The organism is Paenibacillus sp. GCM10027626, from assembly GCF_042676285.1.
Taxonomy (GTDB): domain Bacteria; phylum Bacillota; class Bacilli; order Paenibacillales; family Paenibacillaceae; genus Paenibacillus_Z.
In genome coordinates this window covers 77,913-92,252 of sequence record NZ_JBHTHC010000015.1, presented here as the reverse complement: position 1 = coordinate 92,252, position 14,340 = coordinate 77,913, and the positions used below count along the sequence as shown (strand labels likewise).

The following is a 14,340-nucleotide window of genomic DNA, read 5'->3' as shown; positions in this document are numbered from 1 at the left end:
CGTGCAGGTCCATTTCAAATTGAGCGGCATATTTGTTTAAACGTCCATTTCCTCCTCGTACCATTGTTCTAATTGAGCCTGCAGGGCACGAATTTCGGTCAGCAGTGAAATAAGCGGATATGATTTTTCTTGAATTGCTGAAAAATCCTGCTCCAATTGATTCATATAATCAATTCCGGAATGAATCGCGATCGATCTGTCATGGAGCTCCAAATTGTCGCATTCGGCGATCGCATTCGGCAGCTGCGGCACGTTGGCCGCCGTCAGCTTGTCCAGCTCTTTATGCAGGCGCAAATTGAGCGCGCTAAGCTGGTAAGCGTGCGAAGCAGGCATTTCAACGGCTTCGATGCCGCGCTCATCCTTTAAAATGACATAACGCATCTGTGGCATTATTCGGTTCTCTCCCCTCGGGCGGTGCTATACTACTTGACAGTGTAGCTTATTCATCATTTAAAATTCAAGTAGTGATTGCAACAAAGCGATAAGGAGAATTATAGCTATGATGTCAGATGAAAGATTGCAAGAATGGGTCGAGCGGATTTCGCTGCAGTTTTTTAATCTTCCCTTTCGTCATCGCGCTACTTTTAACCGTAGATTGACTTCGACAGGGGGACGGTATTTTACAAAAACGCATCATATTGAAATCAGCCCGCATCAGCTTGAAGCTTTTGGCGAAGCCGAAACGGAAAAAATAATTAAGCATGAGCTTTGTCATTATCATTTGCATTTATTAAAAAAAGGATACAGACATCGGGACGCGGATTTCAAACAGCTGCTTGCAAAAGTAGGGGGAGCGCGGTATTGCCAGGCGCTGCCGAGCCGCAAAAACCGCAGTAGAATGCCGTATAAATACAAGCTGACATGCCAAAAATGCGGACAGGAATACCTGCGAAAAAGATGGGTGGATCCTGCAAAATACGGGTGCGGAAAATGCCGAGGAAAATTATTGATAAAAATGCTTGACTTAGTTTCTGGGCCATGATATATTATTTCTTGTCACCGAAACACACAATGTTAAAACAACATAAATAAATAACATTCCCTGATAGCTCAGTTGGTAGAGCACTCGACTGTTAATCGAGTTGTCACAGGTTCGAGTCCTGTTCGGGGAGCCAATTATGGAGAGATACCCAAGTGGCTCAAGGGGACCCTCTGCTAAGGGGTTAGACTGCGTAAGTGGTGCGAGGGTTCGAATCCCTCTCTCTCCGCCATAATTGTTAAAGTGACGCAGGGCCGTTCAGGCGGCCCTTTTAGTTTGCCTTAAATAGATGAATTGATAGATTTATGGTGAACTTTTGCTTGAGTGTGACAATGAGATTTATTGAAAAAAGCTTGCACTTATGAAGTGAAAATGATACAATACTTCTTGTCGCTTGAAGAGAGCGGACACTGAGCGCATCATTGCGGCCCGTTGGTCAAGGGGTTAAGACACCTCCCTTTCACGGAGGTAACAGGGGTTCGAATCCCCTACGGGTCACCATCTTTCGAGAGCCATTAGCTCAGTTGGTAGAGCACCTGACTTTTAATCAGGGTGTCGTAGGTTCGAGTCCTACATGGCTCACCAGTTTTTACAATGTAAGATATGTTACGGCATATCCCATTTGCGGTCGTGGTGGAATGGCAGACACACCATCTTGAGGGGGTGGCGGGGAGACCCGTGCGAGTTCGACTCTCGCCGACCGCACCATACTTAACAATGACAGAAGCCTTGAAAGTTGAGGCTTCTTTTTTGATTTTAGAGAATTTATAAGTTTCACTCGATAAATTCTATAAAATTTTAGGGGAAGAAACTTGCCTCGCTCCAAGGATGGCGTCAGCCGTTTCTTCTCATTTATATAGTTTTGTGGCCAATGTGGGGCGGAATTGTTGTGTTCTATGCAACATTTTGCAGGGATTGTATCTTCATAATGTGTTATATTATAAGAATGTATTATGAAAATGAGAGTAAGCATCGTCGCTGAATCGATAACAGGCTGGGGTGACGGTGCTGGGAGTGTGAACGTGATGAAAATAACGGTGCTTGGCCCTTGGGGGGCCTATCCCAAAGCCGGAGAAGCGACTGCGGGATATTTGCTCGAATATAATAATCGCAATTTATTGATCGATTGCGGAAGCGGCGTATTAGCGCAATTGCAAAAAATAATACCTTTACATAAGCTCGACGGTGTGCTCATTTCACATCGCCATCATGATCATGTAGCCGATTTGGGCTGTCTGCAATATGCTTGCCTGATCGATACAGACCTCGGCAGACGGAAAGTGGAGCTTCCGCTTTATTTGGCTGAGGAGCGCGGACGCGAATTGCTGTACAAAACGCTGAAGGGGACGCGTGTCCGCCGGATAACGGCAGAGGATCGTTTGGCAGAAGGGGACCTTAAAGTGAGGTTTTTCCGCACTTATCATGAGGCGTATTGTGTTGGTATGATTTTTGATCATCAGGGAAAACGAGTGGTCTACACTGCAGATACATCGTATGATGATACGCTAATCAAAGCATGTCGTGACGCGGATGTACTCATTGCCGAAACCTCATTCTATGCGCAGATGAGCGATGCGAACAAATATGGGCATATGAATGCGCTTGAGGTGGGTAAGCTGGCCGCGGCAGCGGGTGTACGCAAAGTTGTGCTGACGCATTTGCCGCATTTTGGCGATATAGATCAGCTAGCGGAAGAAGTTCGAACCGTTTTCGACGGCGATATTGTTACTGCATATTGTGGCATGGTGGTTGAGGTGTAATCGCCAGCACAGCGGCTTGAGGCTTGTTCAAAAATGCCCAAAACTCGTCCGGGTAAAAACCTGCTGACGGTCTAACAGGATTTTATACAGTTAAATTCGAGCGAATTGCCGAATGGACTAACTAACTGTAATAATTCATTTGAAATGGATGATTTTCGGTGATAGCTCCCTTTTTGCACAAACACATTGCAGTTTCCCCCTTAGTTATTCCTTTTCCTCCCGATAGAAGCAAATTAGCTGCATGAAATCCATTTACCTTGAAGGCTGGACGCCCTTCAAGGTTTTTTTGTTGCCACATCAGGCTGTGCAGAAAAACAAATTCTTACGGAGCGGGTTTGCTGGGCAAACCTTTAGGTCGCTCATCCCCCGAAGGCCTTCGATAGAATTGGCGGATGAACGAAAGCTAACGGAAGTCACGGCCGCTATTTTCGAAAATTTGACCGATTTGAAATTGTAACGGAACTGTGCGCCGCTATTTGATGTTCAGGAGCACGATTCCGCAAGAAAACGTCCATTTAAGGTCGCCCACATCCGTTAGATTTCAAAAAGGGGTGATATTGGCGAAATAACGCCCGCAGCTTCCGTTAGATGAAACCACTGTGCAGGTTACCCTCCTTAAGAGCTTTAGCCCGCTGATCTCCGCGTATTAGAAGAAAAACTTGGCGATAGTACTAAGGACTCCGTCAGGCGTTATTATCATAAGTTTGCAAAATGTGCGGAAAAAAATTGCTGCATCACCTTGAAAACTTTACAACGATACGTTTCTATGATAAAGTACCAATTAACCAAACATCCTACGTTTAAATGAGCAGGATGTTGATTCATGAACGTGAGGAGTGTAACTATGCTGCAAAAGACAACAAGATTAACGCTGGTTGAACAAGCGGCCATGCAAATGGAGAGCTTGATCGAGACAGGACATTGGGCGGTCGGGACGCGTATTCCGGCAGAACCGGAATTGATGGCTGAATTGAATGTTAGCCGCAACACGTTAAGGGAAGCGATTAAAGCATTGACGCATGCCGGCTTGCTGAAGACAAGGCAAGGGGACGGCACATATGTATGCTCAGCGAGCGTGCTTGGCGTTGCGCTGCAGCGGCGAATCCAGCAGTCAAGCACGCTGAGAACGTTGGAGGTGCGGCATGCGCTCGAGCGGGAAGCCGCTTGTTTGGCGGCGACCCGCCGTACAGATGATGAGGCTGCGCTGCTGCAGACGCTGCTTGAGACGTGTGCGAGTGCGATGGTGAAAGATGACCTGCAGGCTTATATTGCTGCGGACATAGCGCTTCACCAAGCAATTGTCGAAGCTTCGCATAATGATATTTTGATTGAGCTGTATGGACATATTATGGAAGTAATGCAGGCATCGATCGAATTGCTCGCTGACCGCGAGAAATATAGCTGCCACATGGAGCTGCACCGCAATTTGGTTGAAGCGATCGTAGCGCAGCATACGGAAAAAGCGGTCATCGCTGTCCACAGTTATATTGAAGCTGCAAAAGAGTCTTTCAATGAGGATTGGGGAGAGAGCAATGAATAAGCAACTAAAACAGCAGCCGGCTGCTGCTGTTTCGATAAAGGTGCCTCGCCCTCGTCCGACCGGGGTAGCAACCGCTCAAACGATATTGCTTGTGCTGGGAATTGTTTTAATTGCGCTAAATTTAAGGGCGCCATTAACAGCGGTAGGGCCGTTGATCGGCTCCATCCGCGAAGCGATCGGCCTTTCCAATGCGGTTGCCGGCACATTGACGACGGTACCGCTGCTTGCTTTTGCCTTGTTGTCGCCATTTGCCCCGGCGTTGGCTCGCAAGCTTGGAGTGGAACGTCTTATTATGTACGCGCTATGCTTATTGACACTTGGCATCGTTGTCCGCTCCATGACCGGAGCTGCTCCGTTATTTGGCGGCACTGTACTGCTCGGATTGGGAATTGCGGTCTGCAACGTAATGCTTCCGAGCATTGTTAAGCGTGACTTTCCGCAGCATGTTGGAATTATGACCGGGGTCTATGCTGTAGCGATGAACTTGTGCGGCGCTGCGGCTTCCGGACTAAGTGTTCCCATCGCGCGGGATTGGGGGCTGGAATGGAATGGCGCGTTAGGCTTTTGGTGCGTGCCTGCTGTTATTGCCGTTATTTGCTGGCTGCCGCAGCTGCGCAGAACCGGCCTGGCCGGCCAAGCAGCACAAGCCGCGCAGCAAGCCGGGGAGCAAGCCCGGCAGCAAACCGCAAGCATGCATATTTCGGGGCAGGCGGCAGGCCAGAAGCCGCGCAAGCTGTGGCGTTCTCCGCTAGCCTGGCAGGTTACGCTTGCGATGGGCTTGCAATCTTTTATTTTTTATATCGTAATCGCCTGGTTTCCGCAAATTTTGATCGATCGGGGAATGGATACCGAGGCGGCCGGCTGGACGATTTCCATTATGCAATTCGCCTTGCTGCCGATTACGTTTATCGTGCCGATCGTAGCGGCAAAGATGAAAAATCAGCATTTGCTTGTTGTGCTGACCGGGCTGTTTTATATTGCCGGCATTGGCGGCTTTTTTATGGAAAGCAACGATTGGGTACTGCTCTGGGCCATATTGCTCGGTATCGCGGGGGGCTGCTCTTTCAGTTTATCGATGATGTTTTTCAGCTTGCGGACGCGTACAGCCGGCGAAGCCGCGCGGTTGTCAGGAATGGCGCAGGCGGTGGGTTATCTGCTGGCGGCAGGCGGCCCGATGCTGTTCGGGGTGCTGCATGATTCGTCGGGAGGCTGGCGCACGCCATTGATTGTGCTGCTTGCGGCAAGCATTGCCTTTATGCTGAGCGGCTTTGCTGCGGGACGGAATCGCACGATTTAAGCAGCAGAAGGATCAAGCGCATGCGGATGACGCAAGCACTTGATCCTTTTTGCTTATTTGAAAAATAAAAAATGAGTTGGCAGCGACCGCAATTTGCCGTCAGACGGCGTGTTAATGACTTGGCCGCCGAAGACGAGCGACGAGGAGCCGCCGCCATCCAAATTGTAGCCGTCAACGGCTTGATAGCGTGAAAGTAAAATTTGCATTTCGCGCAGAGTAGCGCCGGAACTGCCCTTCTCGTCATAGCCATTCGTCACCAGAAACAGCAGCTGGTTGTCGCGATAATTGGCGACCACTGTGCGCGGAGCGCGTTTGGGGCTGGTTTGCCATTTCTGGGGTATCGGCAGCGCAACTTTATTTTTCATCAGAATCGGCACGAAAGAGGCGCCGAATTGTGGTTTTAAAGCGTCGAGCTGCTGCTTGCTGCTGAAATTGCCGCCGATTAGCTTCATATCCTCATCCATTCCCACAAAAAACAAATCCTTCATAGTAGGCTGAAAACCGGCGACATAGTCACCGTTAAGCATCGTTGTGCTCAGCGGATAACGTTTCTTTCCCTTATCGGCAAAACCGCCGGCATTGACGCCGGCAATCGCTTTATAGCGTTTGACAGCGGATAAGGTCGTTTCGGCGCCGCCCCATTCATCTTTCCCCAGAACCATCTTCATAGCGTCCGGCGATTTCAGCTTGATTTTCAAGGCGTAGCCTGTAAAATAGGCAGCTTTGATCGGGAAGAGACTTGCCGTTATTTTACTGGATTGGATCGTCTGGATCGGCATACCCAGCTTACTTGTAATCCGCTTGTCATAAATCATCGCCGGTCTGGTTGCTTGAGCGATGGCGGTTTTGGCAATCTGATTCATTTCAGCATTTGTTTTATTGTATAAGGACACCGTTTTTTTGATGGAGGCGGCGGTAATGTTGGCCGTTTCCTTGGCTTGCCCGAGCGCGGCTTGCAGCTTGTCCATCTCTTGCGCGGCTGCGGGCGGTCTTTCAGATGCTATGTAAGGGAATGACTCTTCAGGCAAGTCTATCGTAAAATGCGATAAAACCATCCATAAAAGAATACCGAGGAATGGGGCGCAGACAAGCAGGCTAAAGCGGTTGAGCTGTTTGACTGTTAGCGTCATTTTAACACATCCAGGCTTTTCTTTAGTTCATTGAGTTGTGCCTTTACTTCCCTCAACTGGGTAAATAATTTGTTGCTGTTGTCCGTCTTATCGTTAATATTTTCTTTGGAAAATTCGAGCAGCTCATTGAGCGCGTCGACCTTGCCCTGCAGCGTATCGACATTGTTTTTCATTTGTGTCTCGAGCTGTGTGAGCTGCTGCTCATAGCTGATTTGCATTTTGGCAATTTGCTGAGCAGTCTGCTGGGCGACCTCATCGGTAATCATCTGTTTCATTTTGCCGCTATACCAAATCGCTCCGAGAATGCCGGAGCCGATCAGCACGATCCAGACAAACAAAAAAACGAGTAACGACGGGCCGGATTTTTTGCGAGTCTTTCGTTGCTGCATGGTGTGGGCAGTCGTTTGATATTCTGTATTCACCTTTCTCTCTCTCCTCCTATACTTATATATAGACGCCATGAAACGAAACTTGTTGCGCTTAAAATGAAGAAAGCTGCAGATATTCCGATTAAGTACAACCGGCGACTAGGATTTATTCCATCATATATGATATCATCAAACTAATTATATTTTGCAGTCAGGATATGATAATCATATGGAGCAAACGATCCGAAGAGCCGCGCTATTGGCAGGCGGGAACGGTGTTCACACTTTATTTTCCCTTGGCGAGCAGGAGCTGCCGCTATGCGTTGAAAGCATAGGCTATAATACAAATCAGGAGACATTGCGCCGCCCGGAGGGGTATCCCTACTTCCATTGGCTCCAGACATTGGAAGGTGAAGGGGAGTTTGAATTAAGCGGAAGAAGGTTTACATTGCCTGCTGGAACCGGTTCATTATTGTTTCCCGGCGTACCGCATACGTATGGACCAATAGGGGGAGTGCGCTGGTCGACACTTTATGTCACCTTTAGCGGCTCGCTTGCCGAAGTATTGCTGGCCTCCCTTGGCATCCGCCATACCGATTGGTTTGACTGGGGCGCAGATGCGCCGATAACCGATCATTTGCTCATGATGACTGAACATGCCCACCAGCAGAATGACCGCTCCGGCTTGCAGGCATCGGTGCAATTATATCATTTTATCACATTATTGAAGACGTATGGACAGACCGGAGGACGATCTTCATTGTTTCAACAGCTGAAGCAGCTGAATCCGCTTCTCCAATGGCTGGATGAGCATTATGGCGATCCGGAGATCGGGCTTAACGATATGGCGGAATTGCTCAGTATGACACCCCGCTATTTAAATTCGCTATTTCGCCAGGCTTTTGGCATGACAGCATATGCTTATTTGATTCAATTGCGGATTCGCAAGGCGAAGGAGCTAATGAGCCGCGGCGAACGGAAATCGGTCAAGGAGATTGCGATTTTGTCCGGTTATCGGGATACCAGCCATTTCATTGCGGCCTTTGGCAAGACGGAAGGCATGACGCCCGAGCAGTTTAGACGGCTGCACGAAATAACTCCACCATAATACGAGTATAAGGATGCACTGCTGAGCCGATTTCTTTTCATTGGCTCTTGCCAGCAATGATCGGAGCGAATGCATGTGACAAAAGACGAGAAACAATGTGCGGCTTGCGGCGAAATAAAATCTGTCTCGTCCTTTACGAAACGGTCCGGACGCAATAGCCGCCGCGGCACCTGCCGGCAATGTTTGCGCCGCAGGCAGCGCAGGGAGCTTCGTACAGCAAAAGGGGCGGAGGTTGCCGCAGCTGAGCTGGCAGCGACCGCTGCCGGCCCCATCGAATCGGCGCCGCGTAAGCGCAGAAGGCGCAGAAGGAGAAAGCAGAAAGGGCGAGAAGTAAAGATTGGCAAAGCCAATGCAAGCCTCAATAATAACATTAGCCTGACAGTGGAGAAGGCTGAGCTGCCGCCGCAAAAGCCGCCATTTAAAAAACTGAAACCTATGACGGGCCCTTTTACGTTTAATACCAAAATATTGAATGACCGGGGAACCGGGCTGATCCGTCTGCGAGGCAGGCGGGAAACCGGAAAACGCTGGTCGACAGAGATACCTTATGAGATGGCCGTGCAAATGGTGGATGAAGGGGCGGCCGGGATATTGCATGCAAGGCTGATCCACAAGCTGTATACGAAGGCGGATTTTCGTATATTTATTTTGCAGCGGGACAACTACCAATGCCGGTATTGCGGGTGCTTTGGCGATACGATCGATCATGTCATTCCCAAATCAAAAGGCGGGTTAACCTCGCCTGTGAACTGTGTTTGCGCTTGTGCAGAATGCAACTTGAAAAAAGCGGATCATCTCGATTTTGTTTTTGACGATTTTTAATAGAAAATAAAGCAGGAGTCGTACCGGTCTTTAAGACGGCTAGCGGCTTCTGCTTTATTTTGTAAAGATTAAACTTTTTTAACACTTGTCCGGCCGCCGGGAGAGCGTGTAAGTACATGCCCAGTATTTATGCGGGAGGAGAGCGTTCATTTTATTTTAATGAAGGAACTGATGAAGGGAGTTTGGCAGATTTTGCGTCATGCATGATGAAAGTTCGCTGTGTTAACATGGGTTGCGTCGGGGGACTGACCAATACACGTGAACTGAAAGGAGTTTTATCCATTATGAAAAAAGTTTTGCGTATCGGTGTAACAGCAGCAATTGCAGCGGGAATGATCATGACAGGTTCTGGCGCGTTCGGTTCTAAAGCTGAGGCAGCAGCTGGCAATCCGATCTCCGTTCTTTATAAAGCTGATGCAGGCACAAAGGGTGATCTGGCTAATAAACTGGGCTCGCAACTTGGCATTGACCTTTCGCAGCTTGATCTTTCGCAGCTGCTTGGCGGAAAACTGTCTGGCGGACAATGGTGCAACCAAATGCCGCAAATGCCGCAAAAGCCATCAGTGCCATCGGTGCCGACAACACCGTCGAAACCGGCGCCGGCTCCAACAACACCGTCGAAACCAGCGCCAGAGACAGGTAATGGTAATAACAATGGCGGTGAAGTAGCTCAGAGCGAATTTGCTGCTCAAGTCGTCAAGCTGGTTAATGCAGAGCGGGCGAAAGCCGGCCTGTCAGCATTGACTACGGATGCGCTGCTTACAAAAGTCGCTTACGACAAAGCAAAAGATATGTATGACAACAATTATTTTGACCATAACTCGCCAACCTACGGTTCTCCTTTTGATATGATGAACGCTTATGGCGTGCAATATAACGCTGCCGGCGAGAATATTGCCAAAGGCCAACGTTCTCCGGAAGAGGTAATGAATGCCTGGATGAACAGTGACGGCCACCGCAAAAACATTATGAACTCTATGTTCAACAAAATTGGCGTTGCTTATTACAACGGCGAATGGGTTCAAGAATTTACTTCTTAATTTAGAAACCGGCAAATAAACGAAAAATTTGGAAGCTCCTTCGCTTTTAACGGGTGAAAGGAGCTTCTTTCATTATAATGGTGATCATCTGCAAAAATGGTGATTTACCGCATCTAGAGTCCATCCCTATAATGATTTATAATTGAGAGCGCTGCCACAAGCTAGTGGAGCGCTTTATTAATGTTCAGCAACAAAGGGAGGGTCAGCCAGCATGTTACAAATAAAAAAGGGCAGCGTATTTTATCGGCGACTGGTCATCGCATTTCTGTTCATCGTACTCATCTATACATTGGGTGTCATTGGCGTGTTCTTTTATAAAAATCATGAAATTACGACTTTGGAGCAGCATAGCCAACAGGTCAAGTTCGTTGAACAAGCAAGAGATCAGATCGATACGAGACTGAAGGTCGGGATCAACTTGCTCAATCAATTGAAAATGAATGAATATATCGTTCAGCATGCCCTTGCAGCTAAGGACGATTATTACACGATTACGAAAGTGCTGTTCGAGCTGCGCAAATATATTAATGGCTTCACGGATTTTGGTTACCGGATTGATATTGTGAATCCGGATAGCGAGCTGGTCATTACACCGTTCGCGACATTAGATCCAGCGCGTTACTTTGCCGAGCTTGGTATTTCACAGAAGCGTATTGAAGCGATTGACAGCCGGTTCGGCGGGACGGAATTTTTGACGACATTTTCCATCAAAAACAATGAGTTCATTACAATGGTTCGCAAGGTGAACTATCAGAACGGTAAGAAGCTATACTTCATTTTGTCGCTGGTGGAAGAAAATCTGTTCCCCGCATTCAGTCCGGATAAAGAAGAAGGGATCGTCATCATCGATGATCAGGGCGTCATTACGAGCCGAACCTCGCTGCCTGCAGAAAAGCTGGAGCAATTATTTGATCCAAATGCCGTGCGCCGCTTTTTTGATTCAAATGAAAGCTACATCCAATACACGGCACAAAACCAAAATCGCAATTTGCACGTCATTGCCTCAAGGCAAAAAGCGGATTGGAAGGTTGTCTATATTGCGCCGCGCAGCGAACTGCCTGCCCAAATGCGCACCATGCTGCTGCAGACCGTTCCATTATATGGCCTGCTTATGATCGCGGGACTGCTGCTTGTCATTATTATGGCGAATCGCACATACCGGCCCATTCATAAAGTGGTTGCCGCCTTTCGCGGCTATAACCAGGATACGGATCAGATGATCAGCGACCGGGACGAGCTTACATATATTCAGGAAACGACCGTGAAAATCCGTACAGACAATGAGAAGCTTGCCCGCAAGTTGAAAGATTTTGAAGTGCCGTTAAAGGTCAAGCTGCTGCGCGAGCTGCTTTCCGGCTTGACGTTAGCGAAGCCGCTTGCTGAGATTCCCGATTATGAACGGGCTAATCTGCCGCAATTGTATTGTGTTGTCATTATGGAATACGGCAATTATACGGCGCTGGAGGAAGCATTGTCGCAGGAGCTGCTGCATGAGCTGAAACGCAATGTATTTGTGACGGTCAATGATGATTCTGCAAGCCAGTCAAGCGGTCGAAGTGCTAGAAATGTCATATAAACGGCTGGTAGCCATCATTCAACCGGGCGAAGTACCGGAGCTGAAGGAAAGATTGCATGGAACGATCAATGAAATTCATGTGCGATTCAAGGTGAATATGATGGTGGCCATTGGCAAGCCTGTCGGCTCCATGCGCGAAATCGGGGAATCCTACCGGGATGCCGGCCGGTTGCTGGAAGAAAGACTGGGGCTGGATCGCCGGGCAATTGTGTCTTATGACGATCCGGAAGCGGGCTATCCGCGGCAATTTTATTATCCGCTCGACCTGGAGCGGGACTTGATGAACCGGCTTATGATGGGCAAAGAAGAGGAGGCCAAGGCGCTGCTGGAGACGATTCTGGAAGCCAATTTACAGGGGCAGCTTCCAGATCGCGATGCGGTCGGCCAATTTTTAGTTGCTATCGTCTCGACGATTAACCGTTTGCTGCAAGCGTTAAAAATGACCGCTGCCGAGGTGTTCGGAGAAGGAACTTCATTATATAACGATTTGAAGGGATGCGAGAGCGAGGAGCAATTGACCGCGCAAATTAGCGCCTATTTTTCCCGCTTGCTCGCCTGCGTCCGGCAAAAAAACAGTGAGCAGGATCATTCGATTGCCGATCAAATGATTGCCTATATCCATACTCATTACGACAAAGATTTGTCGCTGACGGATATGTCCAGCAGGTTCAATTTGTCCTCAGGCTATGTCAGTCAATTGTTTAAAAGCTATATCGGGGAAAATTTCAAAGATTATTTGAACATCTATCGCGTACGTAAGGCGAAAGAGATGATGCAGGTGCAAACGGATCTCCGCATTCAAGATGTCGCACTGCGCGTCGGGTGCAATCATCCTAACACCTTTATTCGTATATTTAAAAAATATGAAGGCGTCTCTCCCGGCCAATATATGAAGGAAAAGGCGCTGCAATCCGCTATTCGCCGCGATATTGGCGATTTTGATGATCAGTGACAGAAATGGTGAAGCCACAGTTTGTGGTTTTGGTATGCGATCTGCATTTTTAGCGATATACAAGCCGGAGAGGCCGAGGCTATGATGCCGATATGAGCGCTTTCAAGCAGAGATGATGCGCAAGGCTTGCATGGGCTCGACAATGACGATAATGGGGAGGAAACAACATGAAACAGACAAAAAAGCTGCTCATTCCTTTATTGCTGGCTTCGCTTGCTATGGGCGCCGCAGGCTGCGCCGGCGGCACCAGCGGAAAAGCGAATGGCGGAAGCGACAACACTCCAAAAGGCAATGACATTAGCGGAGGGAAAAACGGAGAAGCAGCGGCAGAGGCGTCGTTTGATTTGACGATTCATATGCATTACTGGGATTATGTTGCGTTCGATGACAATTGGCCGGTATTTAAAGAAGCGGCCAAAAAAACGAATATTAATTTGAAAGGAACAGCTTCGAAGACGGCTACGGACAGCTATGAGATTTTCAATCTGATGCTGACATCCGGCAAGCTAGCCGACATTGTTGTTGGAACGAAACCGCAATTCCATCAATTTGGAGTAGAAGGGGCATTTATTCCGCTGGGGGAGCTGATCGAGAAACATGCCCCCAATCTAAACCGCTATTTGCAGGAACATCCGGAAGTGGCGAAATCAATTAAGGCGCCGGACGGGCAAATTTACTATATTCCGTTTTTGCCTGACGGCAAGGCAGCCCAAGGCTGGTTTATTCGCAAGGATTGGCTGGAAGCATTGAAGCTGGATGTGCCGAATTCGGTAGAGGATCTCTACAATGTGCTGACTGCCTTTAAAACGATGAATCCGAACGGCGATGCGGCCAAGCAGGAAGTTCCTTATTTTACCCGAAACGGCACTGTTGCCGATATGGTTGTACTGTGGGGGGCAAGACCTAGCTGGATGGTCGAAAACAACAAGGTCGTATGGGGACCGACCCAACCGGCATTCAAGACCGCGGTCGTTAATTTAGCCAAATGGTACAAAGAAGGCTTAATTGATAAAGAAGTGTTTACAAGAGGCGGCAAAGCGCGGGAAATTTTGCTTGGCGATAACTTAGGCGGCGTGACGCATGACTGGTTTGCCAGCACCGCGCTATATAACGAGTCGGTCAAGGAGCAGGTGCCAGGCATTCAATTTGTGCCGATGGCTCCGCCAGCGGATAGTAACGGAGAACGGATCGAGCTTTCCAGCCGGGATGAAGTTGCATTAAGCGGCTGGGCCATTTCCTCCGATAATAAACATCCGATTGAAACCATTCGCTATTTTGACTACTGGTTTACTGAGGAAGGCCGGAGATTGGCTAACTTTGGCGTTGAAGGCATTACTTACGATCTGGTAGACGGCCAACCGGTGTTCAAGGACGAAATTCTCCATTCCGGCGGGTCGGTCGTCTCGAAATTAAATGAGTACGGCGCGCAATTGGAATTTGGGTTCAAACAGGATTTTGAATATGAAAAGCAGTGGATGAATGAGCTGGCCTTGCAGGGTGCAGAGATGTATATGGACAACAATTATTTTGCCGAGAAGTTTCCGGCATTGACGTTTACGCTGGAAGAACAGAAGCAGTTGGACCAAATCCAGGCGGCGGTTGACAGTTATTTTGCGGAAAGCTTGCAAAAATGGGTTCTTGGCGTGGAAGATGTCGAGCAGACCTTTGAGCGTTATTTGACCACATTAGATTCGATGGGCATGGGTAAGTTGACGAAAATATATCAGGATGCTTTTGACCGTTACAATCAATAACCGGCATAAAGAGC

General features: G+C 48.4%; 13 protein-coding genes and 5 tRNA genes. 15 read left to right on the top strand and 3 right to left on the bottom strand.

Translation table 11 applies throughout. The features are described 5' to 3' along the window. Window positions 1–36 precede the first annotated feature (36 nt). Complete coding sequence (locus ACFQ0N_RS25485) at window positions 37–390, bottom strand: hydrolase/acyltransferase (RefSeq protein ID WP_379331613.1); 354 nt, start codon at window positions 388–390, stop codon at window positions 37–39. 112 nt (window positions 391–502) lie between these two features. Here ACFQ0N_RS25485 and ACFQ0N_RS25480 point away from each other — a divergent pair, with 112 nt between their 5' ends. The 9 genes from ACFQ0N_RS25480 to ACFQ0N_RS25440 all read left to right on the top strand — a co-directional run bounded on the left by ACFQ0N_RS25480 (window position 503) and on the right by ACFQ0N_RS25440 (window position 5,576). Next, complete coding sequence (locus tag ACFQ0N_RS25480; protein ID WP_379331837.1) at window positions 503–982, top strand: SprT family protein; 480 nt, start codon at window positions 503–505, stop codon at window positions 980–982. A gap of 57 nt (window positions 983–1,039) precedes the next feature. After that, window positions 1,040–1,115 (top strand) — tRNA-Asn (locus ACFQ0N_RS25475). 5 nt (window positions 1,116–1,120) lie between these two features. Further along, window positions 1,121–1,211, top strand: a tRNA-Ser gene (locus ACFQ0N_RS25470). A gap of 194 nt (window positions 1,212–1,405) precedes the next feature. Then, window positions 1,406–1,480, top strand: a tRNA-Glu gene (locus ACFQ0N_RS25465). Window positions 1,481–1,488: 8 nt separating this feature from the next. Continuing rightward, window positions 1,489–1,564: transfer RNA gene (locus ACFQ0N_RS25460), tRNA-Lys, on the top strand. Window positions 1,565–1,603: 39 nt separating this feature from the next. Then, window positions 1,604–1,687: transfer RNA gene (locus ACFQ0N_RS25455), tRNA-Leu, on the top strand. 245 nt (window positions 1,688–1,932) lie between these two features. After that, window positions 1,933–2,739, top strand: a complete 807-nt coding sequence (locus ACFQ0N_RS25450) for an MBL fold metallo-hydrolase (protein WP_379331611.1) — start codon at window positions 1,933–1,935, stop codon at window positions 2,737–2,739. Window positions 2,740–3,583: 844 nt separating this feature from the next. Then, window positions 3,584–4,279 (top strand): FadR/GntR family transcriptional regulator, encoded by a 696-nt coding sequence (locus ACFQ0N_RS25445; protein WP_379331835.1) that lies wholly within the window; start codon window positions 3,584–3,586, stop codon window positions 4,277–4,279. Continuing rightward, complete coding sequence (locus ACFQ0N_RS25440; RefSeq protein WP_379331609.1) at window positions 4,272–5,576, top strand: CynX/NimT family MFS transporter; 1,305 nt, start codon at window positions 4,272–4,274, stop codon at window positions 5,574–5,576. Before ACFQ0N_RS25445 ends, ACFQ0N_RS25440 begins: the two co-directional genes overlap by 8 nt. 53 nt (window positions 5,577–5,629) lie before the next feature. Here ACFQ0N_RS25440 and ACFQ0N_RS25435 read toward each other — a convergent pair whose 3' ends face one another. Next, window positions 5,630–6,706: a phosphodiester glycosidase family protein gene (locus ACFQ0N_RS25435; protein ID WP_379331607.1), complete on the bottom strand. Its 1,077-nt coding sequence runs from the start codon at window positions 6,704–6,706 to the stop codon at window positions 5,630–5,632. Next, the gene (locus ACFQ0N_RS25430; protein WP_379331605.1) at window positions 6,703–7,128 is read right to left on the bottom strand and encodes a hypothetical protein; all 426 of its coding nucleotides are present in this window, start codon (window positions 7,126–7,128) and stop codon (window positions 6,703–6,705) included. Before ACFQ0N_RS25430 ends, ACFQ0N_RS25435 begins: the two co-directional genes overlap by 4 nt. Window positions 7,129–7,303: 175 nt before the next feature. On the opposite strand from ACFQ0N_RS25430, the gene ACFQ0N_RS25425 reads away from it, so the two are divergent. The 6 genes from ACFQ0N_RS25425 to ACFQ0N_RS25400 all read left to right on the top strand — a co-directional run bounded on the left by ACFQ0N_RS25425 (window position 7,304) and on the right by ACFQ0N_RS25400 (window position 14,326). Beyond that, a complete protein-coding gene (locus ACFQ0N_RS25425) occupies window positions 7,304–8,182 on the top strand; it encodes a helix-turn-helix transcriptional regulator (protein ID WP_379331603.1) in 879 nt (292 codons plus the stop codon). Window positions 8,183–8,257: 75 nt separating this feature from the next. Beyond that, window positions 8,258–9,004, top strand: coding sequence for an HNH endonuclease (locus tag ACFQ0N_RS25420; protein WP_379331601.1), 747 nt, complete (start codon window positions 8,258–8,260; stop codon window positions 9,002–9,004). A gap of 284 nt (window positions 9,005–9,288) precedes the next feature. After that, on the top strand, window positions 9,289–10,044 hold the full coding sequence (locus ACFQ0N_RS25415; RefSeq protein WP_379331599.1) for a CAP domain-containing protein: 756 nt from the start codon (window positions 9,289–9,291) through the stop codon (window positions 10,042–10,044). Window positions 10,045–10,255: 211 nt separating this feature from the next. Continuing rightward, window positions 10,256–11,620 (top strand): hypothetical protein, encoded by a 1,365-nt coding sequence (locus tag ACFQ0N_RS25410; RefSeq protein ID WP_379331597.1) that lies wholly within the window; start codon window positions 10,256–10,258, stop codon window positions 11,618–11,620. Then, window positions 11,610–12,572 carry a helix-turn-helix domain-containing protein gene (locus tag ACFQ0N_RS25405; RefSeq protein ID WP_379331595.1) on the top strand — a complete coding sequence of 321 codons (963 nt, stop codon included), beginning with the start codon at window positions 11,610–11,612 and terminating at the stop codon, window positions 12,570–12,572. The genes ACFQ0N_RS25410 and ACFQ0N_RS25405 overlap by 11 nt, the downstream gene beginning before the upstream one ends. A 167-nt stretch (window positions 12,573–12,739) precedes the next feature. Then, a complete protein-coding gene (locus tag ACFQ0N_RS25400; protein WP_379331593.1) occupies window positions 12,740–14,326 on the top strand; it encodes a type 2 periplasmic-binding domain-containing protein in 1,587 nt (528 codons plus the stop codon). Window positions 14,327–14,340: the final 14 nt, after the last annotated feature.

Coding starts and splice junctions, on each gene's coding strand:
- ACFQ0N_RS25480 (WP_379331837.1), top strand. CDS start 503: ATGTCAGATGAAAGATTGCAAGAATGGGTCGAGCGGATTTCGCTGCAG.
- ACFQ0N_RS25445 (WP_379331835.1), top strand. CDS start 3,584: ATGCTGCAAAAGACAACAAGATTAACGCTGGTTGAACAAGCGGCCATG.
- ACFQ0N_RS25425 (WP_379331603.1), top strand. CDS start 7,304: ATGGAGCAAACGATCCGAAGAGCCGCGCTATTGGCAGGCGGGAACGGT.
- ACFQ0N_RS25405 (WP_379331595.1), top strand. CDS start 11,610: ATGTCATATAAACGGCTGGTAGCCATCATTCAACCGGGCGAAGTACCG.
- ACFQ0N_RS25415 (WP_379331599.1), top strand. CDS start 9,289: ATGAAAAAAGTTTTGCGTATCGGTGTAACAGCAGCAATTGCAGCGGGA.
- ACFQ0N_RS25485 (WP_379331613.1), bottom strand. CDS start 390: ATGCCACAGATGCGTTATGTCATTTTAAAGGATGAGCGCGGCATCGAA.
- ACFQ0N_RS25400 (WP_379331593.1), top strand. CDS start 12,740: ATGAAACAGACAAAAAAGCTGCTCATTCCTTTATTGCTGGCTTCGCTT.
- ACFQ0N_RS25410 (WP_379331597.1), top strand. CDS start 10,256: ATGTTACAAATAAAAAAGGGCAGCGTATTTTATCGGCGACTGGTCATC.
- ACFQ0N_RS25440 (WP_379331609.1), top strand. CDS start 4,272: ATGAATAAGCAACTAAAACAGCAGCCGGCTGCTGCTGTTTCGATAAAG.
- ACFQ0N_RS25435 (WP_379331607.1), bottom strand. CDS start 6,706: ATGACGCTAACAGTCAAACAGCTCAACCGCTTTAGCCTGCTTGTCTGC.
- ACFQ0N_RS25450 (WP_379331611.1), top strand. CDS start 1,933: ATGAAAATGAGAGTAAGCATCGTCGCTGAATCGATAACAGGCTGGGGT.